Genomic DNA, 18,861 nt, shown 5'->3' with positions numbered 1-18,861 from the left:
CCCTTCACCACCTCACCCTAGGATCTAAGACTATGTACATCACATCTAATATTACCATAGCTATTACGAAAACTAACGTAAATATGTACGTCAAGCCGAGTATGACGGGAACGTCGAGGGTCTCTATCGCCTCCCAGTAGAGCAGCCCCATGCCGGGCCAGTTGAACACTATCTCGGTGATTATGGCTCCGCTCAAAGAGGCGACCAAGCTCAAGGCTATCATAGTTAGGATTGGGGGTATCGAAGGCCTCAACACGTGCCTTAAGAGGACCGTCCTCTCCGCGAGCCCTCTGGCCTTGGCGGCCAAGACGAAGTCCTCCTTTGTAGCCCCCACCAAGATGCTCCTAGTGACGTAAGCCCACCCGCCCACACTTACCAACACTATGGTTAACAGCGGGAGTGACATGTGGTAGAGCACGTCGGCCACGTAAGCGATCGGGTCGCTGGGAGGGGGCACGCTGGTCATGCCTCCGGAGGGGAAAACCCCCAACGCGTACGAGAATACTTCTATCATGATCATGCCGATCCACCACATGGGAAAGCTAGCTGAAATTAGAGCGGCCACAGTCACCAGCTTGTCCACGACGCTCCCCCTCTTGTAGGCCGCCACCAACCCTAACAGTATTCCAATGAGGGCTGAGATCACTGTGGCGGTCGTAAACAAGAGCACGGTCCTCGGGAGCCTTTCCATTATAATGTCTTTAACCAGCTGGGAGCCGGTATTAGAGCGGAGCACGTGGCTCCTCATGTCTAACGTTACTACGGTAGACAAGTAATAGAGCAAGTTAGCGTACCACGGCTTGTCGAGGCCCTCGGCCTTGATCCTCTCTTCCACTTGTTCCTTTATGAAATCCTTAACTTTCTCTCCCAGCTTCTGGACCAGTTGGGGCTGACTCATCACCCACCTCTTTACCTCGTCCTCTATCATCTGCTTCTTGATCTCCGCTATGAGACCTCCAAACATAGCCACAGTGATTATTAGGACTATTAACAAGACCAGAGCCGCATCTGCTAGGCGGCTCGCCACCTTCAAGGTCAACTGCTTGTTATACTTGAGGCCCAAGGCAAAGAGGAGCAACCAAAGGGGTACGGAGTACTGAGGCGCGAACACAGTTATGGCCATGCTTAAAATAAATATAATCAGCGGGAGCTTTTCCAACAATATCGTGTGGCCCCACGCCGCTCCTCGGGGGTTCACTATTTTTCGTTGTCCCTCCGCAGCGCGGCTCAAGGGGTATCGCTTTGACGTGCGCCATACTGGCGAAGACCGATATTGGCATGGAAAAGTACGTAGCTAACGTACTCAGGGTGCCGTGTAAGAAGGTAGTCCCGGCCCCTATGGGGTTCAAGGGCCTCATTCTAATAGAGGAGTGTGAGGACTTCGAGAAGGCCTTTCAAGTAGTTTCCAAAGTACCGGAAGTCATTAGGGTAATGAAGGCCGAAAGGTGCGTTAGGGCCGATCTGAACGAGCTGAAGAGAGTTGCGGAAGAGATGGCCAGTAGACTGAAAGGTAAGAGGTTTGCCGTAAGGACCGTGAGGAGGGGAAAACACCCATTCACTTCGGTTCAAGTGAACGCGGAGCTGGGGTCCGTCGTACTGTCCAAGGTAGACGCCGAAGTAGACCTTTCCGACCCAGAGGCGGTGCTTATGGTAGAGATAGTGGGAGATAGAGCCTTCGTTTCTATAGTCCCTCCCGAGTATTACGCGTTAAAGAAAAAGAAAGGAAAGGTAGACGTGTCAGAAGTCATTAGAAAGGTGGTAGTCGTCCAAGAGCCCTACTTAGGCCCTTTGGAGGGCGTCAAGGAGGTGTCCAAGAGAGTCGGGAGGGTGCTACAGAGCTTCGGCGTCGGGACGTACTACGCCGCCCTCACTGAGGAGGCCGACGGCGACCAGCTGGCGGAGTTCTTGAGAGGGGTTAGGGAGGGGGCCGAGTCCAGGAGGAGGCAGAGGGAGAAGAGCGAGGGTAAGGCTAATAGGTTGCAAATAAAGGTGTTTGACATGTACCATTTAGTAGCTTCGAGGGGGAAGAAGGACTTAGTTGTGGTATTCGAGCCAGAAGGCAAGAGCTTCGAAGAAGTAATGGAAGATCTAGGAAGGGCCTTGAGGAAGGCTAGGAGGGTCTACCTAGTCCTAGGGTCTAGGAAAGGAGTACCCATGGGCTTATACAAGTTTGCGGACTTCGTGGTCGACGTGGCCCCGGGGGCGGTCCTCTCCACGGAAACGGCCGTGGCCGCCGCCTTGGAGGCGGTCGTCATAGCTTTCTTGGCCTCACAAAGGTCCGACGTCGGGCCAGCCTTGCCTCTGTCCGGTTCCCGCGAGGCCGGTGAGGGCTTGGGGCCCCTTAAGGATCAAGAGGGCTAAGTTCTCCGCGTGTTCCTTTGCCCTCTGTACGGCTATTTCCTTCAGCTTCCGCGGGTCGTCGGTCTCGTCCTCGTGCACAGTTACATCTATTATGTGTTTTCCGTAGTTTATTTGGAGCATTTGGAGGGCGATGCTGTAGGCTAGGTAAGAGAACTTGTCCGTCATGGTGGGGCCCACCCACCCCAACGTTATTACTCCGTCGCAACCCTCGTCCAAAAGCCTCTTCGCGGCTACGGCCACGTCCTTTATCCCGGGGACGGTGTACCTCTTCACCTTCAAGGCCGGAACCTTCTTCCTTAACACCTCAATTGCGTACTTCGCCATGTCTACCCTGGAGAACGTGGTGTCGACCACGCCTATACAAACCAACTACTTCCCCGGAACCATTACAAGGCCCCCTTATTTTACCCCCACCCCACCTCGGGTGGGAAACACGGTGAAATGTCTTAAGAGAGAATGGCTACGGGAGATGAAGACCTACCACTTGCCCCAGAAGCCTAAGAGCATTAGGGCGAGGTTGCACTTAAACGAGAACCCCAACCCCCCTCCCCGGCGCGTAATAGAGGCAGCCTTGAAGGCCGCGGAGGCCGGCAACTTGTACCCGGACCCGGAGAGGCTGTGGAAACTAAGGGAGGTCGCCGCTAGGTATTACGGGGTTCCGGGGCCTGAGTGGGTGCTCCCCACCTTAGGCTCCGACAGCGCCCTCCGCTTAACCTTCGAGTGCTGCGCCCTCAAGGGCTCGGCGAGGCTACCCTACCCGAGCTTCCAAGCCTACCCTCCCCTCTTGGGGGCCGCGGGGGCGACCTTGCTGTATTCTAACTTACAGATCGAGGGCGATAAGTTCGTCCTTAACTTGGACGACTTCCTATCGACTAAAGCCGACATCGCAGTGATAGACACTCCCAACAACCCTACCGGCTCCTTGCTGTTGAGTCCCGAACAGCTGGACCGCTTGAGCGGGGCCTTCCCCTCCGTCCTGGTTGACGAGGCTTATGCCGAGTTCGCCCCCTTCAGCTTGACGCCATTCGTCACTGAGTATGACAACTTATTCGTGACTAGAACTCTAAGCAAGGCATTTGCTTTGGCCGGCTTCAGGATAGGTTTCCTAATATCGAGTCCGGAGAACGTTACGGAAGTGTCGAAGATGGTTTTGCCGTACGACATACCTTCCGTGACCGTTGAGGCGGCCCTAGCGGCGCTCAGCGACCCGTCGTACTCGAGGGACTACATAAATTATGTAAACGAAGAGAAGAAGAGGATGAAGGACAAGTTGGAGTCGTTGGGTTGGAAGGTCTTCGAGAGCTATACCAACTTCGTCTTGGTGAGGGCTTTCAAAGGGGTGGTGGACGAGTTTAGGAAGATGGGTATAATGGTGAGGAAGGTACCTCTCGGAGAGGATTGGTTTAGGGTAAGCGTTGGGAGCGAGGAGGAGATGAAGCTGTTCTACGAGGCTTCTGAGAGCTTGGCGAAAAAGTTTGGGAACCAAATTACTCCATCGGCTTAACGTGGATTAAGCACTTCTCCTGGTTAACCGAGTCGTCCACTTGGACGTGCCACTTCTTCCCCGTGATCTCCTCCAGTATTCCCTTTATCAAACCAGCCTCGAAACGACACTTCTTCAGCCCTTCTACAGCATGCCTCAACGACGGTGGATTGTTTATTATTACGTCGAAGTGGTTTTCGTGCTTGACGAGCTCCGCCTTCCCGAAGCCGCTCTTGCTCAAGTAGTCGTCTATAGATTCTATTATGTCTTCTATTCGGTCGCCGTGCATCTGGCGCTTGATCAGCTCCGCCAAGCTGTGGCCTATACTCCTCCCTATTTCCGCCAGCTGTACGTTGGCGGCCTCCCCCACGATCTTGTACAACCTAGAGCCTATTTTGGATACGGTGGTCGCCGGTAAGATCAAGTAGTCCGCCTCGTCCCCCTTTATCCTCAAGCTCCCGGACTCGTCTACGTATAGAGAGTACGTCTCGGAACCCACGTCTTGCCACCAGTTATATAAAAAGAGATGCGGAAAAATAAATAAAACAGTAAGGGGCGTGAATGCTCGGTTACGAATTTTGATTGCTTCTTAACTTTAGTTAACGTAACGCTAAATTTTTTAAACAAGTGAGGGAGTACTCAACTTATAAGAGTATGTCTTATTGGGGACCGTACACGGTCGCCCGAAGGTTGTCCGAGCGGCCCGTACCGTTGGAAGTGATCGCTGCTAGGGCCCTCGCGAGGGCCTCCAAGGGCTACAGCTTGAAGGGTTACTTGGAGAAGGCCTACAAGAAGTACAAGCTGCCCGACCCCGTGAGGCCCGCTCTCGTAGGCATGATATCTGACGTCGCCAGGAGGTGGATGCTCCTCTCGAGGGCCCTCGGGCTCAGCTACGAGAGGCCCAAGGCTTCCTTCGACTACTGGTTTAAGGTCGTTATCGCTTACCAAGCGCTGTTCCGGAAGGTAAAGCCGGGGAAGCTCTGGTGGGCTTTCAAGAGGTTTCCGAGGGACTTGTACGAGGAGCTCCTCAAGGCGGGGCCGGAGGACTACCTAGCGGGGCTCGGCGGGGAGGAGAGGGAAAGGGTTTACAGGAGCGTGGCGAAGTGGGCTTGGGAAGAGTTGAAAAAGTTTACGGATCCAAAGGAGTTCGTAGACGCGTTGGACCATCCGGAGGGCTTCTGGGTTAGGATAAGGGACCCCGGGGCGGTTCCGGAGCTCAAGCGCCTCTACGAGGTCGAGGAGGGCCCCTTCGACGACTCCCTTTACCTAAGGGGGCCTAAGAGGCTAGTCCTAAAGAGCGGGCTACACCCGAAGAAGGTCGTAATAATGGAGTTGGCCTCTATGAGTGTTGCTCACTTGGCCAAGGGCGTTAGGGCGCTCGACTTGACCGCAGCCCCGGGAGGGAAGTCCCTACACTTATCGGACAGAGGGTTCATCGTAATATCAAACGACCTCGACCCGAGGAGGTTTGCCTTCGACGTCGAGAAGGTAGTTTCTGATGCCCGACTTCCGGCCTTCCGTAAGGCCTTCGACACGGTGGTCCTAGACCCGGACTGCAGCGGGATAGGTCGCCTAGGCTCCCCCGAGACTAGGATATTACTACCTTTCATTAACAAGAACAAGATGAGTGAGTATCAGAGAGAACTAATCAAGGGGATGCTCTCCTTGGCCAAGAGGGGGACGAGGCTCATCTACACGACTTGTACGATAACGTACGAAGAGAACGAGGCCCACTCCGAACTCTTCGAGGAGGTCGCCGAGCCCGTGGAAGTGGAAGTAGGGGCCCCCAGGGGGAGGAGGGGGTGGAGGTGGTTCTTGCCCCAGCTACACAAGACAATAGGCTTCACCTTAGGAGTCTTCGAGGTAGGATAGCTCAGCCCTTGTGGAGCCAGCAAGCGACCTTCCTCTCGCCCTTTACGAAGTATCCCGGCTCCTCGTACTTGCACAGCCCCTCCAACTCCTTGTGCATATCTAAGGCGACGCAACGGGGCCAGAACCTACAGCCCCTCTCCGGGGGCCTGCTGACCTCTCCCTTTATTGGAACGACCAGCTCCCTCTCCCTGTTCTCCGGGTCGGGCTCGAGCACTGCTGCCAGCAATGCCTTGGTGTACGGGTGTAGGGGGTCCTCTATAACCTCGCGCGTGGGTCCCTCCTCTACCACCCTCCCCAAGTACATTATTCCTATGCGGTCGCACAAGTGAGGAGTGGTCGACAAGTCGTGCGTTATAACTATCATGCTAGTCCCCTCGCTCTCGTGGAGTTGCCTCATCAAGTTTATTATTTCGGCCCTTATGGATACGTCTAGCATCGAGACCGGCTCGTCGGCCACTATTACCTTTGGGTTGACGCTCAGAGCCCTCGCTATCACGACCCTCTGCCTCTGGCCCCCCGAGAGCTGGTGAGGGTAGCGGTCCGCTACGTCCTCCGGGAGCTTTACCTTTTTCAAGATCTCTATCGCCCTCTCCCTCGCTTCCTTCTTGTCCTTTACCAGCTTGTGAATTATTAGGGGCTCGGCGACGGCTTCCCACACTTTCATCCGGGGGTCCACGCTGGAGTAGGGGTCTTGCCACACCATCTGGATCTCTCTCTTTACTACCCTCTTCCCCTTGGGGCTCAAGTGCTTGTATGAAACCGTGTTTCCCTTTACCTTTTCTCCCATCATCTTTAAGATAGACGCCGTCTCGTCCCTTACTCTAATTAAGACGTCACCTTCCGTGGGCTCCTCCAGCCCGACCACAACTCTGGCGAAGGTGCTCTTCCCGCACCCGCTCTCGCCTACGATGCAGTAGACTTCGTCCTTCAGGCTTAGGTCGACCCCGTCCACGGCCTTCACGACCCTCTTCGGGGCGAAGAGGCCTCCGACTTGGTAGTACTTCTTTAGGTTTACCGTCTTCATGACAGTGTCTGGGGGGAGCGGGTCGAACGGCAACGAACGTTTACCTCTGGGCCCGCCCTTCGGGAGGGCCCCTAAATCCTGCCCAGCCCCGCGCTGCCGGCCCTCTTTATAGACAGCAAGGAGCCCAGCGGGTCGGGACTCTCCATCAAGCTCGTCCCCACCAACGCTCCCCGGTAGCCCCTGAGGGCCAACTCGTAAGCGTCCCTCGACCCCTTAACCCCGGACTCGGCTAGGGGGAAGGCCCTCTCTGCTATGTACCTTGTAGCTTTAAATATCCTCTTTATGTCGGTTTTTAACGTCTTAAAGTCTCTCGAGTTCACGCCCAACACATCAACCCACGCCTCTTCGGAAACGCTCGCGTCCTCGGGCTTGCTGACCTCTACCAACGTCTGGAGGCCCAGCGACTTCGCTTTGAGAGCCATGTACTTTAGGTCGTCCTCTCCTAAGACGTCAATCATCAACAACACCGCGTCCGCTCCGAAGGCGTAGGCGGCCTCGATCTGGAAGGGGTCGACCACGAAGTCTTTAAACAATATGGGCTTGTCCGTTAACGTCGCGGCCCTCGCCAAGTTGTAGTAGGAGCCCTTGAAGAAGCGGGGCTCGGTGAGCACTGAGAGGGCGTCAGCCGCCTTGACCCTCTCCAAATATTCCAACAGCCCCCACCTCGCCTTGACCCCGCTGGGGGAGGAGGGCTTGAACTCCGCTATGACAGCAAAAGCGCCCCTCTCCAAGCTCCCTCGGAAGTCCCTCACGGGCTTGAACCTCTTGGGCAGAGCCAACCGCTTGCGCTCCTCTTCCACTCTCTTAACTGTGATATCAATTATCTTCTCTAGCAAGCGCGGCCCCAGAGGTGCTGGCGCTTTGGGGGAAGATAAGGGGAGGAAGGAGTTCGCGTGGAAGGGGGCCTTCTGGGCCCTACTCTTCTTCGCCTTCCCCTTGTTCGGGAAGCTCTTGGACGTCTACTGCACCCTCAAGCTGGTCGGGGGCGAGGTTATTGGAATTCCCTTGCTGCTGACCTCGTTGCTCGTCTCTGCGGCCGCGGGCAGGGCGCTGAGGGCCAGAGGACACAGCGGCGAGAGGCCCTTCCTCACCCCTCCAGACGTCTTGGTCAAGGACGGCATATTCTCATGTATGAGACACCCCAACCAGTTCTCGATGAGCCTAATTCCGCTCTCGGTCGCGTTGATAGCGAACTCTCCGTGTGGCTTGCTGCTCTCCGGCTGGGCGGCCGCCCTGGGGTTGGCCTTTATCTTGAGGGTCGAAGAACCCTTAGTGCATAAGACCTTTTGTCCGGAGTACTGCGACTACGCCTCGTCGGTCCCGGCGATTAGCCTCAACCCCAAGTGCCTTAAGGAGGCAGTTAGGGAGCTCAGAAGCTCTCGCCGGCGACGTAAAGTATGAGGGTGTGGAACATGTGTTCGTCCTCGATTCTGACGACCTTCTTGGGCCTCCACTTGGCCATGGGGTACTCGTGGCTCACTACCCTCGCCCCGGGCTTGAGCTCCCTCTCTAACTTCCTTCGGAGCATTTCCATCAAGTCCGGGAGCAAGAACATGGTTACTACGGTGGCCTCGTGGACCGGCACTTCTAAGACGTCGCCGCGAACTATTTCTACCCTCCCCTCGAGCCCCCTCTTGGAGACCTCCTCCCTAGCTATCTGGACCAAGTCGTTCCTTATTTCAACGCCTACAGCCTTCTTGGCTCCGAACTCTTCCACCGCTAAGATCGGTATCCTGCCGTCCCCGCTTCCCAGGTCGTAAACCACGTCGTCCGGGCCCACCCCCGCGAGTTCGAGCATCTTCCGAGCTACGTGCATCGGAGTGGGGACGTAAGGGACCGAGAAGTTCAGCTCCGGGAAGGGGACGCTCCAGTAGATCAAGGTTCCCCTAGGAGGGGCGGTTAGTTAAGGAATTTTTAGTTCCGGGCAAAAAACTTATTAACGGACGATGGGTCCTCCCCACGGAGGAGCCGCCGTAGCTCAGCGGGAGAGCGCCCGGCTGAAGACCGGGTCGTCCGGGGTTCGAATCCCCGCGGCGGCACATCGACCCGGTCTTCGGGGCCGTCGTCTAGCCCGGAAGGACGCCGCCCTGACACGGCGGTAGTCCGGGGTTCAAATCCCCGCGGCCCCACCACCCCCCTAAAAGTACACAATTCCTTAAGACCGGGGAGTTGAGGCACTCCTTATTCTCTATCTAACTCGCCCGAAAACTGAAGCTCGCAGGGGCGTACGCTCGTCGTAAGGAAATCTTGAGGTCATCCGCCTTTCGAGTCCGCTGCACTCTAAGATCATCCGGCAGGCCTCTCCGCTCTTCAGAGGCTCTCCCAACAAGCGGGCAACCCCTTGAGGTTCGTGGCTCTGCGGGGGCTTGTTTCTTCCTTCTTCTTTCTATCCTCTCTTGAGACTCCATTGAGACTCCACTATAAGACACAAAATAATCAACGCAAGGACAAAACGGGATAAGCTTTCTATCCTCTTTTGAGACTCCACCGAGACCTTCCATATAAAGCTCCAAGGTCTTTCCCTTAAAAGAATTGCGTTCTACCCCAAACTTACAATTCCCCAAGCTTTTCCCTTTATTCAAGAAAAATTTCCTCTGCCTTTCCCTCCATGATCTTCAGCGTTCCCATAAAAGGATATAAGGGGTCTGAGAGAGTGAATAGTAATGGTGCGCTTTCGAACATAGAGTGTTCCCATGTGGGCAAAGATGAAAAAGGAAATGAGTAAATACAAAAGTTTGGTGATTTGTAATACTAAGATGTAGATATTAAAGAAGGGTAACCCGTTTAGCAAGGCCACGGGGAGCGAGGAGTGAAGTCCTCCCAGAAACGGGTCATAGGGTATAAAGGACTGGCTAACGACGTCCACGACTTCTAAAAAGGTCTTCGCGGAGAGTCAAAATCCGAATATATGTTACGCTACTCAACCTAACCAACAAGGTTGTTGAAACATTCCTTCGAAAAGTACCCGTTGGCTAGGAGGCGCCGCCCGGGAGGCTGTGTGAGCGACGACAAAGGAAGGCTTAGACAGCAATAAAGAACGCTCGAAACGCCGTGAGGCCCACTGGGAACCCCGGCCTCAGGCTTCTGACACCTTAATCCCCATCCACCTAGCGACTTCCAACAGAGCCTTCAACAGCCTCCCCCGGGGCTCGTTCACCACTTTTACTTCCTCTGAGGCCAAGATCTCTATTATGAGCGACGCCATCTTCCTAGCGTCTACCTCTTCTCCAACACCCACTTTTATTTCACATTCGCCTTCCTCGCAGACGCCCTTGCAGCCAGAGTGGCAGACCTCTACGACCCTCCACCACCTAAGCCCGGACCTCCCTTAGAGGGCCTTAACGGTTTTGAGGGCCTTGGAGGCTATCCTCTCTACGAGGCCCGGGCGCGGCTTGGCGAATAGGTAGAGGACGTTGGTTTCGGGAACCAACGAGACGTGGAGGACCTCCGGCATCAGCAGTTCCGAAAACGCCTCCCCCGCTCGGGGGTCGTTGACCAAATACGACTTCCCGTTTACGGATATCCGGTGTTTCAGTTTCTTTTCCAACTCGGGGGCGTTGTACTTGAGGGCCTTGGGGTCCACCGCGTGGAGCTCGTCGCGGACTTTCTTATTGAGTCTGAGGACTAAGTAAAACCTGTCGTGTTTCAACGTAAGTAGGGATATCGGGTAGTAGAGTAGGCTCTCCCTCGGCATTAAGGCTATAGAGGCCTCAGCCTTGTATACCTCCGGCAAGTTTAACAAAAACTCCGCCCTGAAGCCGCTATACAAGCCCAACAGGACGTAGTTCTTGTCGACGGGCTTTAGAGCCCTCTCCAGCTCTCGCACGTATTCTCTCATTAAGATTAAGTTCTGCTTCCGTCCTCTGAAGAACTGGTACGTGGTGGCTCCGGCCAACGCGAAGACGAGCAGCATCATGAACAGCAAAGCGCGCCTCCCCACACCTCGCGTCCTACCTTCTTCAAGGTCTCCAGCCCCTTGGGCGGGGGTACCAAGTACGGTACCCTTATTATTTTATAATCTTTGAACTCCTCGTTAATCCTTGATAGCCACCTCTTCTGTTCCTCCATAATAGACCTCACTATGCTGTCCTCGTGACGCTCGGACACTATTTTGTTGACCACCACGCCGCAGAGGGGTATTCCGAAATCGGCCAAGGTGTCCTTTATCCTCTTCGCCTCCAAGAATGGCATCTCCTCGGGGTTTAGGACCACTATGACCGAACTTCTCTCTGGGTCCTTCAAGAGCTCTTTCAATTTCTTATTCTTCTCCAACTCCTCCAACAGTATGTTTAGTACTTGATCTTCTTCGTCGTCACCTAAGATCTTTCTCCTCTTGATTATCTGCTTCCGGAGCTCTATTAGCCTCTCTAACCACCCTTCCATTATTTCCGGCAATAAGAGCACTCTGACCGAGAGGCCCGTGGGCGCGTGGTCTATTACTAAGTAGTCGAAGACCTCTAAGTTCATGAACTTAGCGAGCGCTTCTAATAGGGCTTGCTCCTCGACGCCTGGGGTGTACTCCAACACCCTCAAGACATTATCTAGGTTGTATACCTTTAGGTACTTGTAGTGGTCTTGCAATTCCTCGACGACCCTCTTCACGAACGATGAAATTATTCTGTCTACGTTCGGCTCCGCGGCGTACAGGTTGGGGGCCACCTCTTCGGGCTCTTCCCCCACCTTCGCGCCCAACACGTCGCCCAAGTTGTGGGCCGGGTCTAAGGAAACTATCAAGGTCTTCCCCCTCTCGCTTAAGAGTGACGCTTGGGTCGCCGCGGAGGTAGTCTTCCCGACGCCCCCCTTGCCCATAAAGTGGAACACCTTCTTTACCACGCTTATCACCCCTACTCAATGTCGAATCCCACTATACCCAGTTGGTCATCAAGCCTCTCAGCCCTATCAATCATTATTAGTAACTCCTTCTCCATGTAAGGCATTAACTTCAGACTCAGCGAAGGTGGCACTACGGGGTACCCTACCAGGAAGCCCAAGGCTATTAAGGCGAATATGTGCTCCAGCTCTTCAAGCTCCGCCTCTATGTACTCGGTAGCTTTGAGCTTGAGTAGGTCGTTTATCGTCTCTGCGATGAACTTCAGTAACCTCAAGCTATCACCGCGTCCCGAAGTGACCTCGCGCGGCGCCGAGCTTTATAGGAAGTTATTAACCGAACGTTCTACCTTTCATGGTAGAGGTAATAAATTCCTTGACTGCCTTTCCCAACAGAGGTGGGCCAGTATGATAACGACGACCCTGCTGGTCGTAATAGCTTTGATTATATACGCGGTTACCTACCAGCTCTACGGTAGGAGAATCCTCGAGAGGAAGGTGGTGAAGGCGAGCCCCGAGAGGGAGGTGCCGGCTAGAAAGTTCTTAGATAACGTGGACTACGTCCCGACCAACAAGTACGTCCTAATGGGCCACCACTTCGCCTCCATAGCTGGCGCCGGCCCGATAGTAGGCCCGGCAATGGCCATGGGATGGGGCTGGCTAATGCCGATACTGTGGATATGGTTCGGCAACGTGTTCGTGGGCGCGGTTCACGACTACTTGTCGCTCATGGCCAGCGTGCGCTACGACGGTAGGAGCATCCAGTGGATCTCCGGGAGGCTGATAAGTAAGAGCATGAGCAGAGCGTTCTCGGTATTCATTTACTTCGCGCTGCTGTTAGTGATAGCGGCGTTCGGCGCCGTAATAGGACACTTGTTCGTCAAAATACCCATGGTTGCCACGGCCTCTATGACGCAAATAGCGCTGGCCGTCTTGTTGGGATACTTAATGTATCAGAAGTCCCTTAAGCCCGTCCAGTCCGCAGCGGTTGCAGTAGTCCTAATACTCATTAGCATCCTAATAGCGGAGAACTTCCCAATAAAGCTGAGCTACAACGACTGGGTAGCGGTGCTGTTGGTGTACACCATAATAGCGGCCAGCCTGCCCGTGTGGGTTTTGCTGCAACCTAGAGACTTCATGAACTCCTTGTTACTCTACTTCGGCTTGGCGTTGGGAGTTGTAGGCTTGATAGCGTTGTTCGGCGAGCTCAAGGTACCTGCCTACACCAGCTTCGACGCCCCGGTGCTCGGCGTAAACTCGCCGTTCTGGCCGTTGGTGCCCCTAGTCATAGCTTGTGGCGCCCTCAGCGGCTTCCACAGCTTGGTGGCCAGCGGGACCACTTCCAAGCAGTTGGACAACGAGCTCAGCGGCTTGCTGGTGGGCTACGGCTCTATGTTCGCGGAGGGCTTGCTCTCCACTCTGGTAGTGGCCTCCATCGCCGCCATGTTGCCCTTGATGCTCCTCAACCCGCAAGCGTACGGGCTTAAGCTGAGCCTCTCCCCGGACGTGATACAAAAGGCCTTGGCCGACCCCGTGGAGTTCGGCAAGAACTACCCGGCGATAATGAAGGCGTTCGGAGGGCCGGCCGGGATATTCTCCAAGAGCTTCGGGGCGGCCGTAGGTACCGCGCTTCACCTACCGGTAACGACGCTCTCGCTCTTCGCCGGCCTCTGGATAACCTCCTTCGCGCTGACGACCCTCGACACCACCGTGAGGCTCGCGAGGTTCACTTGGAGCGAGCTAGTAGAGGAACTGAAGGTAGGGAAGAAGGTCCTTTCGAACGCTTGGGTGAGCTCGCTGGTGGCCGCGGTCCTAGGGTTCAGCTTGGCCCTGAGCGGCGCTTACCTAGTGCTCTGGCCGGCGTTCAGCGGAGTTAACCAGATGTTGGCTTCCATAGCTATGATGACAGTAGCCGCGTGGGTCATAAAGGACTTAAAGGCTCCTAAGCGCTACCAGCTCACCGTGCTCGCCCCGGCAGCCTTCTTATGGATCACCGTTACCCTAGCGCTAATACTGTACGTGGCCTACATAGCGCCGGCCACCATAGCGGCTAAGGGCAGCGTGACGCTCGCAGCAGTAGAAGCTATAACAATAATAGAACTAATATTCAACTTCTACTTGCTAAAGGAGTTCCTAAACATGATGAGGAAAGAGGGCGCCAAACAAGTCGTGGAAGTCAAGACCTCTGTGTAACCAAAATAGAGAAATCTTTTTAAGCATGGAGAGTAGGAGGGGAGCCGGAGGGACTGGGAATGAGGAAGGTCGTGCCCGTCTTGTTGGCTCTCATGGCTCTGGCGCCCGCCGCCTTCGCTGCCGAGGCCAATATGGAGGCGAACCAGTACTTGACAGACGACGTCTTTGCGAAATACCAAGCTTTACATTACGTGCTACTAGGCATATTTTCATCACTACCGTTCATACTGGCGGGCACTACAAATATCGGAGTCGGTATACTAGTGGCCTCAATAATCTACGCTGCGATTACCTACTTTGTTACGCTAGTGATGCTACAGATAGCGAGGAAAATATAATTTTTAAATGATGCTAAAACCTTTTTATAACAGCCACATCTGATCCTCTTAATGTTATGCTCTTAACACAATCCTCCGGGAACACGTTTGCTGAGCAACACGACTGCCGCCAATGTCTCCGCGCTTTCCTCCTTCGTGCTCAACTCAAGCATCTCTTTTTCGTTACTTAACGCCCTCCTACTCATATACATGACGATGCCTATACTGGCCCTAGTCTTGTTCTTCAGGAACAACGAGTACGCGCTTTTTTCGATAGTGATAGTGGAGGGTATTATATGGCTAATAGCGATAAGCGTGATATTGGGCTGGATAAGGGAGTTCGATGAGAAACTGATAACGCTGTCTCAAGAGGTACTAAAAATAGCTGGCTAACCTACCTTCTCGAGTACTATGTAACACTTGTTGTTTTCCTTATCTAAGACGGGATAGACGACGAACCCCTCCTTCACGAACTTCTTTTGAGAAGGCTCTCTGATGGGCCTAACCTTGAGGCCTAGCCCGGCGGAGATGCCGGCGACTATGCCGACGTACGGGGCCGCGGCTACCTCGTCTACCGGACATTTGTTCAATATGAATTTTAGAATTCCCTTTTCTTTGTCATACTCCATGGGGATGAGGCCTATGTCCCCTATGGTGCCGTACTTGCTGGTCTCCTGGTAGAGCTGAATGTGGCACTTCTCGTTGAGTTCCTTGATCATGTCTAGAGTGTCGGCCTTTTCGCCTTCCTTTAGGAAACCCAAGCTCTTGGCCATCTTCGGTATCGCTTTGCTGGACGTCCCCATAACGATCTTGGTTATTACTCCGTAAGCGGCGTCGCCCAGGATACTCCTCAGCTCTCTGGGGAGGGCGCTGAACGTTATTTCTCTGAAGTAGGTCTGGTAGAAGTACGCTATCCACTCCAGAACCTTGTCCTCCATAATTCCTTACCCTAGGCCCTACTCCGAGGGCGAGCTAAAGAGGTTCGGGGCTCGGGGCTTGGCCCCCGCTCACCGCTCGCCGCTTTTAACCTTCTTCATCGCCCTTATGGCAACTTGCTCCTGGCCAAGGCCTCCTTGGCCAGCTCCTCCGCCTTTTCCCTCAGTTTGGTCCTCAAGAATCCGTAGCCCAACAGCTCTTCCGAAAGCTTCACCGCTTCCGCCAGCTCCACACAACTTCCCCTGGCACCAATCAAGGAGAGGACCCTCTTGCCCAGCTCCGCGTCCTTCTGAACTAGTTCCCTCAACTCCTTTAGGAACCTTTCGTCCACGGGATCAGACCTCTTCACTTTGATGACGGCGTAAGGCGTCCTCACCTCTCCCTCCTTGTCGCCCTTGTAGAACGATGCCGAAATGCCGACCTCGTTTAATGCTGTAGTCAGCTTGAGCGCTTCGGAGAACGCGTCTACCGGCCCGCACACGTTCGGCCACCTCTTCTCAACCTCCCGTTCCAAGCCCTTTGGCCTTTTGCCGCCTAAGCGGTACGCGATCGCCTTAGCTACCTCTCTGCTTAGCCAACAAGCCTTGGAAGGCCTCCTCAAGTACTCCTCGTAGGCCCTTCGCGGGTCTTCTCCGTAGAGCGCCCTCAGTGCGGCCCAAGCCTTCTCGGCCGGCATGAAGACGGCCAAGGCGACGGGGAACGCGCTCAGCGGGACCTCCAGCCCCTCGCAGTCCTTGTACACGAAGAGCTTCGGCGGCCTCACGGAGGCAGTGACGCCCAGCAGCTCTTCCAGCAAGCGCGTGCTCTTCTTATAATCCATGATGCGCATCCGTGGGCCGGAAGGACGGGGTGGATATATTGCCTGAGAGGGTCAAAGAGGTAAAAGTTAAGGAAGAGAAGAAAGCGGTCCTCTTGCCAGAGGAGGTCCCCGAGGAACTCACTCTGGGCAAGGCCTTGCAAGTGCGAGAGGCGGCCAGGGCCCCGGCGGTGGTCGTTTATAACAAGCATGAGCTCTTGGTAAACTTGAAACCCTTGGTGAGGAAGACAGACGAGGAAGTCATTCCGGTGTTAAGGGACCCCTACACCAAGAGGACCGACGGCTTCCTAACTCAGTTCGAGCTGATGGTCCCTACTTCCCACCGTTCCCGCTTCAGCGTCCTCGACTTCATGCACGAGTTCCCCATGTTTAAGCCGGACGACGACTTGTTGCGCGTCGTGAGGGAGTTGGAGGACAAGAGGGTCAGAGGGGCTCCGGTGGTGGACGAGGAGGGCAAGCTGCTCGGGGTTGTGGACTACTTCGACTTGCTGCGCTTGCTAAAGCACCACTTGCCCGGCGAGCCCGAGCTTAAGGTAAAGGACGTAATGAGGACCGGCGAGGAGTACGCGATAGACTGGAACGAAAAGGTGAACAAGGCTTGGCACAAATTGATAAACAAGTTCTTGCCGGGCTTGGTAGTGGTCGCAAAGGACGAGGAGAACAAGGTCAAGGGAATAATAACCTATAAGGAGTTCGTGAAGACCAACAGGTGGTTCATACATAGGGAGGGCGAACACATGAGCGTTCCAATGGCTAAGGTAAAAACCATAATGATGAGGGGGGTTCCCTCCCTCAGTCCAGAAGACAGCGTAACCGTTGCCTTGGACAAGTTCTTAGTGTTCAGAGAGCCAGTGATCCCTGTGGTGGACGAAGAGGGGAGGTACGTCGGGGCCCTCTTCGTGGAGGACTTGGTGAGGGCTCTGGCGAGGCTGCCTAGGAAGGCCGTCGAGAAGAGCGAGACCGTCGAGGTGCGCGAGAAGGAAGCCTCTTAGCTACAGCTCTCACCGCCAGCGCCCCGACGGCCGCGACCGGCGGAGGGGGGACGTAGCCGAAACTCACTACGAGCTCCCCTTCAAACCTAGCCTTTACTAAGTTGTCTAAGCTCAGCTCCGCTCCCGTTATGTTTAGTGTTACCGTGCCCCTGGGCACTAACTCCTCTTCGACGTTCACGGTAGTAAACGTTATCGTCTTCAATTTGTCGTCCATATGGTAAAGGAAGTAAGTTAGGACGGCCTTTAGGGAGACCTTACGCGGCTCGCACGGGAGCGAGAGCGTCTCGGCGGTAAAGGGGCCCAAGACGACGTTGCTCTTTACGAAAGTAGCGTTTTCACAGAGGACGGTTAGGGTGTACAAGAGGGAGGGAGTCGTAGTAAGAGTAACGGTCGTGTTCGTTCCTTCTAATATTAGGGTCTGAGTGAGTATTACGGAAAGGAACGCGTAAGGGAACATCAACTTCCGGGACCTAAGGGTTGAGGGACACAAACTAATACAAAAGTTCCGGGCCGCGGGGAGGGACTCGACGTTGCCGGGGCACGACGACCCTAGGTACTTGCTGGCTTGGTGGGGGCTGGAGAAGGTGGAGAGGGTGGTAAGGAACCCGGGGAGGCCCATAGACAAGGGGAGGGCCAACGAGCTCTTGCGCGAGGCGTGGAGCGAGCTCAAGCGCTTGCGTTGGAGCGGCCTCCCGGCGGAAATGGCCTCCCAGAGCGCCCCCGGTCTCTCCAAGCTGGCGTCGGAGCTTAAGGAGGTTTTGGGCTTGGGGAGCGAGGAGAAGGACGAGCTGAGGGCGAGGGCCTCTTGGGCCTTGGGCTACCTCCAAGCGCTACCGACCCTCCTCAAGCTCGGGGAGGAGGTGAGCCCGGGCAGGGCGGTCTTGGTCTTCTCCGGGCGAGTGTTGACGGTGAAGGACCACCCCAACGCGGACAAGTTGAAGGTGACTAGGACCGGTTTGGGGAAGGTAGCTATCACCGTCGTAACCAACATAAGTGAAGTGAAGGAGGGGGAGGTGAGGGCAGTTGCGCTGCTCCCCCCAGCTGAGCTGAGGGGGGTGGTGAGCTGGGGGATGTTCTGCTCCGGGCCCTTGGACTTGGAGGAGGGCAAGCCCTACCCCCCTTACGACGAGGGAGCAGTAGGCGCCCAAGTGGAGGCGCTCTTGAAGGAGGCGACGAGGATCAAGAAGTGAGGAGCACTGACAAGGAGAAAACTATAACGACCAAGCTTATTATCATAGGCAGGTAATTCACCTCGAAAGGCGGGGGAGGGGGCCCCGGGAGCTCCGCTTCGAACTCCCCTACGATAGCCTTCCTCGCGCCTCCTTTGAAGACGAACCTAAGCGCCTTCGTCTCCTTGGGCCCTAGCTTCAGAATCCCCTCGAAGGTCCCCTCGCCGGAAGGGGGCCACGAGCTCCTAACCGCCTCTACATCATGCTTGGTACACTCGTACTTTACTGTCGGAACCATTTGCGTTTTGGAACACGCCCACTTCTCGCAGGCGGTAGGTACGGTAAGCTTGAGTTCGCACCGCTCCTCGCACTCGCCGTCAACGCACGTGACCCTCTTCTTCGCGCATGTACTGGCGTAGAGCCACTTAGCACAAGTCCACTCGACGCACTCGCGCGCGTAGCCCAGCTTGGCCACCTTCTCGACGCACGTAGACCTCTTCAGCGACTCTGTTGCGCCCTCTCCGACCACCTTTATGGGGACTTCTACCTCCTTCTCGCACAAGTTCTCCACTACCAAGCCGACTACCTTGCCGTCCTCGGAGGGACGAAGGGTTACTGCTACGCAGCCCTTGGGGTTAACGACGGTTTCGTCGACCAGCTGGGACTCGTAATACACCTTTATCGTTATGTGGGGGTGATTGCCAGGGAAGCGCAAGGACGCCCAGAGCTCCCCTTCCTTATCCGTTGCGAGGACGTAAGAGCCCCCTTCGGCCTTCAGAGGGCCGGTTGCGGAGTAGGGCGCCACGTCCGCCTCTATCCTGACTTCCACGTCGCCCGGGCAAGTGACGGATACCCGGAGCTTCAGCTCCG

The 18,861-nt window shown here is 55.3% G+C and carries 23 protein-coding genes and 2 tRNA genes; 11 read left to right on the top strand and 14 right to left on the bottom strand.

The features are described from left to right. Positions 1–4: 4 nt before the first annotated feature. Entirely contained in the window at positions 5–1,231 is a 1,227-nt protein-coding gene (locus IGNI_RS06900; protein ID WP_187145966.1) for an ABC transporter permease, read from the bottom strand. Positions 1,232–1,242: 11 nt separating this feature from the next. Here IGNI_RS06900 and IGNI_RS06895 point away from each other — a divergent pair, with 11 nt between their 5' ends. After that, on the top strand, positions 1,243–2,361 hold the full coding sequence (locus IGNI_RS06895; protein WP_012123475.1) for an SPOUT family RNA methylase: 1,119 nt from the start codon (positions 1,243–1,245) through the stop codon (positions 2,359–2,361). On the opposite strand, the gene ribC is transcribed toward IGNI_RS06895, so the two are convergent. Next, positions 2,269–2,730, bottom strand: a complete 462-nt coding sequence (gene ribC, locus IGNI_RS06890) for a riboflavin synthase (RefSeq protein WP_052570385.1) — start codon at positions 2,728–2,730, stop codon at positions 2,269–2,271. The two genes, IGNI_RS06895 and ribC, sit on opposite strands and share 93 nt — an antisense overlap. Before the next feature lie 100 nt (positions 2,731–2,830). Between ribC and IGNI_RS06885 the strand changes: the two genes are divergently transcribed. Further along, positions 2,831–3,865 carry a pyridoxal phosphate-dependent aminotransferase gene (locus IGNI_RS06885; protein WP_052570383.1) on the top strand — a complete coding sequence of 345 codons (1,035 nt, stop codon included), beginning with the start codon at positions 2,831–2,833 and terminating at the stop codon, positions 3,863–3,865. On the opposite strand, the gene IGNI_RS06880 is transcribed toward IGNI_RS06885, so the two are convergent. Further along, positions 3,849–4,343 carry a hypothetical protein gene (locus tag IGNI_RS06880; RefSeq protein ID WP_012123472.1) on the bottom strand — a complete coding sequence of 165 codons (495 nt, stop codon included), beginning with the start codon at positions 4,341–4,343 and terminating at the stop codon, positions 3,849–3,851. The genes IGNI_RS06885 and IGNI_RS06880 overlap by 17 nt on opposite strands. Before the next feature lie 191 nt (positions 4,344–4,534). On the opposite strand from IGNI_RS06880, the gene IGNI_RS06875 reads away from it, so the two are divergent. Next, positions 4,535–5,716 (top strand): RsmB/NOP family class I SAM-dependent RNA methyltransferase, encoded by a 1,182-nt coding sequence (locus IGNI_RS06875; RefSeq protein ID WP_187145965.1) that lies wholly within the window; start codon positions 4,535–4,537, stop codon positions 5,714–5,716. Position 5,717: 1 nt separating this feature from the next. On the opposite strand, the gene IGNI_RS06870 is transcribed toward IGNI_RS06875, so the two are convergent. After that, positions 5,718–6,773, bottom strand: a complete 1,056-nt coding sequence (locus IGNI_RS06870; protein WP_012123470.1) for an oligopeptide/dipeptide ABC transporter ATP-binding protein — start codon at positions 6,771–6,773, stop codon at positions 5,718–5,720. A 38-nt stretch (positions 6,774–6,811) separates the two neighbouring features. Next, positions 6,812–7,576, bottom strand: a complete 765-nt coding sequence (locus IGNI_RS06865; RefSeq protein ID WP_012123469.1) for an indole-3-glycerol phosphate synthase TrpC — start codon at positions 7,574–7,576, stop codon at positions 6,812–6,814. A 25-nt stretch (positions 7,577–7,601) separates the two neighbouring features. On the opposite strand from IGNI_RS06865, the gene IGNI_RS06860 reads away from it, so the two are divergent. Beyond that, the gene (locus IGNI_RS06860; protein WP_052570379.1) at positions 7,602–8,141 is read left to right on the top strand and encodes a methyltransferase family protein; all 540 of its coding nucleotides are present in this window, start codon (positions 7,602–7,604) and stop codon (positions 8,139–8,141) included. On the opposite strand, the gene IGNI_RS06855 is transcribed toward IGNI_RS06860, so the two are convergent. Then, on the bottom strand, positions 8,110–8,556 hold the full coding sequence (locus tag IGNI_RS06855; protein ID WP_420805657.1) for an SAM-dependent methyltransferase: 447 nt from the start codon (positions 8,554–8,556) through the stop codon (positions 8,110–8,112). The genes IGNI_RS06860 and IGNI_RS06855 overlap by 32 nt on opposite strands. A gap of 151 nt (positions 8,557–8,707) precedes the next feature. On the opposite strand from IGNI_RS06855, the gene IGNI_RS06850 reads away from it, so the two are divergent. Together IGNI_RS06850 and IGNI_RS06845 are read left to right on the top strand one after the other, a co-directional pair. Then, a tRNA-Phe gene (locus IGNI_RS06850) sits at positions 8,708–8,779 on the top strand. 16 nt (positions 8,780–8,795) lie between these two features. Next, positions 8,796–8,872 (top strand) — tRNA-Val (locus tag IGNI_RS06845). Between the two features lie 944 nt (positions 8,873–9,816). Here the strand turns inward: IGNI_RS06845 and IGNI_RS07840 are convergent. From IGNI_RS07840 to IGNI_RS06830, 4 genes are all read right to left on the bottom strand, one after another. After that, entirely contained in the window at positions 9,817–9,978 is a 162-nt protein-coding gene (locus IGNI_RS07840) for a hypothetical protein (RefSeq protein WP_187145964.1), read from the bottom strand. 90 nt (positions 9,979–10,068) lie between these two features. Continuing rightward, positions 10,069–10,665, bottom strand: coding sequence for a hypothetical protein (locus IGNI_RS06840; protein WP_012123467.1), 597 nt, complete (start codon positions 10,663–10,665; stop codon positions 10,069–10,071). Then, positions 10,653–11,573 carry an ArsA family ATPase gene (locus IGNI_RS06835; protein ID WP_148202288.1) on the bottom strand — a complete coding sequence of 307 codons (921 nt, stop codon included), beginning with the start codon at positions 11,571–11,573 and terminating at the stop codon, positions 10,653–10,655. The genes IGNI_RS06840 and IGNI_RS06835 overlap by 13 nt, the downstream gene beginning before the upstream one ends. Positions 11,574–11,584: 11 nt before the next feature. Next, entirely contained in the window at positions 11,585–11,845 is a 261-nt protein-coding gene (locus tag IGNI_RS06830) for a DUF7990 family protein (RefSeq protein WP_012123465.1), read from the bottom strand. A 130-nt stretch (positions 11,846–11,975) separates the two neighbouring features. Here IGNI_RS06830 and IGNI_RS06825 point away from each other — a divergent pair, with 130 nt between their 5' ends. The 3 genes from IGNI_RS06825 to IGNI_RS07690 all read left to right on the top strand — a co-directional run bounded on the left by IGNI_RS06825 (position 11,976) and on the right by IGNI_RS07690 (position 14,470). Then, positions 11,976–13,760: a carbon starvation CstA family protein gene (locus IGNI_RS06825; protein WP_012123464.1), complete on the top strand. Its 1,785-nt coding sequence runs from the start codon at positions 11,976–11,978 to the stop codon at positions 13,758–13,760. A 59-nt stretch (positions 13,761–13,819) separates the two neighbouring features. After that, positions 13,820–14,098 (top strand): hypothetical protein, encoded by a 279-nt coding sequence (locus IGNI_RS06820; protein WP_012123463.1) that lies wholly within the window; start codon positions 13,820–13,822, stop codon positions 14,096–14,098. An 87-nt stretch (positions 14,099–14,185) separates the two neighbouring features. Beyond that, positions 14,186–14,470 (top strand): hypothetical protein, encoded by a 285-nt coding sequence (locus IGNI_RS07690; RefSeq protein WP_012123462.1) that lies wholly within the window; start codon positions 14,186–14,188, stop codon positions 14,468–14,470. Here the strand turns inward: IGNI_RS07690 and IGNI_RS06810 are convergent. After that, on the bottom strand, positions 14,467–15,015 hold the full coding sequence (locus tag IGNI_RS06810; protein ID WP_012123461.1) for a hypothetical protein: 549 nt from the start codon (positions 15,013–15,015) through the stop codon (positions 14,467–14,469). The two genes, IGNI_RS07690 and IGNI_RS06810, sit on opposite strands and share 4 nt — an antisense overlap. A gap of 104 nt (positions 15,016–15,119) precedes the next feature. Next, positions 15,120–15,833, bottom strand: a complete 714-nt coding sequence (locus IGNI_RS06805; RefSeq protein ID WP_148202287.1) for a hypothetical protein — start codon at positions 15,831–15,833, stop codon at positions 15,120–15,122. Between the two features lie 38 nt (positions 15,834–15,871). On the opposite strand from IGNI_RS06805, the gene IGNI_RS06800 reads away from it, so the two are divergent. Next, positions 15,872–16,822 (top strand): CBS domain-containing protein, encoded by a 951-nt coding sequence (locus IGNI_RS06800; protein ID WP_148202286.1) that lies wholly within the window; start codon positions 15,872–15,874, stop codon positions 16,820–16,822. Here IGNI_RS06800 and IGNI_RS07605 read toward each other — a convergent pair. Beyond that, positions 16,764–17,282: a hypothetical protein gene (locus tag IGNI_RS07605; protein WP_148202285.1), complete on the bottom strand. Its 519-nt coding sequence runs from the start codon at positions 17,280–17,282 to the stop codon at positions 16,764–16,766. The two genes, IGNI_RS06800 and IGNI_RS07605, sit on opposite strands and share 59 nt — an antisense overlap. Positions 17,283–17,352: 70 nt before the next feature. Between IGNI_RS07605 and IGNI_RS06795 the strand changes: the two genes are divergently transcribed. Next, the gene (locus IGNI_RS06795; RefSeq protein ID WP_012123457.1) at positions 17,353–18,012 is read left to right on the top strand and encodes a tRNA-binding domain-containing protein; all 660 of its coding nucleotides are present in this window, start codon (positions 17,353–17,355) and stop codon (positions 18,010–18,012) included. On the opposite strand, the gene IGNI_RS06790 is transcribed toward IGNI_RS06795, so the two are convergent. Next, on the bottom strand, positions 18,002–18,820 hold the full coding sequence (locus IGNI_RS06790) for a hypothetical protein (protein ID WP_052570371.1): 819 nt from the start codon (positions 18,818–18,820) through the stop codon (positions 18,002–18,004). The two genes, IGNI_RS06795 and IGNI_RS06790, sit on opposite strands and share 11 nt — an antisense overlap. Between the last annotated feature and the right edge of the window lie 41 nt (positions 18,821–18,861).

Source organism: Ignicoccus hospitalis KIN4/I, assembly GCF_000017945.1.
Taxonomy (GTDB): Archaea; Thermoproteota; Thermoprotei_A; order Sulfolobales; family Ignicoccaceae; genus Ignicoccus; species Ignicoccus hospitalis.
This window is presented reverse-complemented; position numbering and strand designations above follow the sequence as displayed.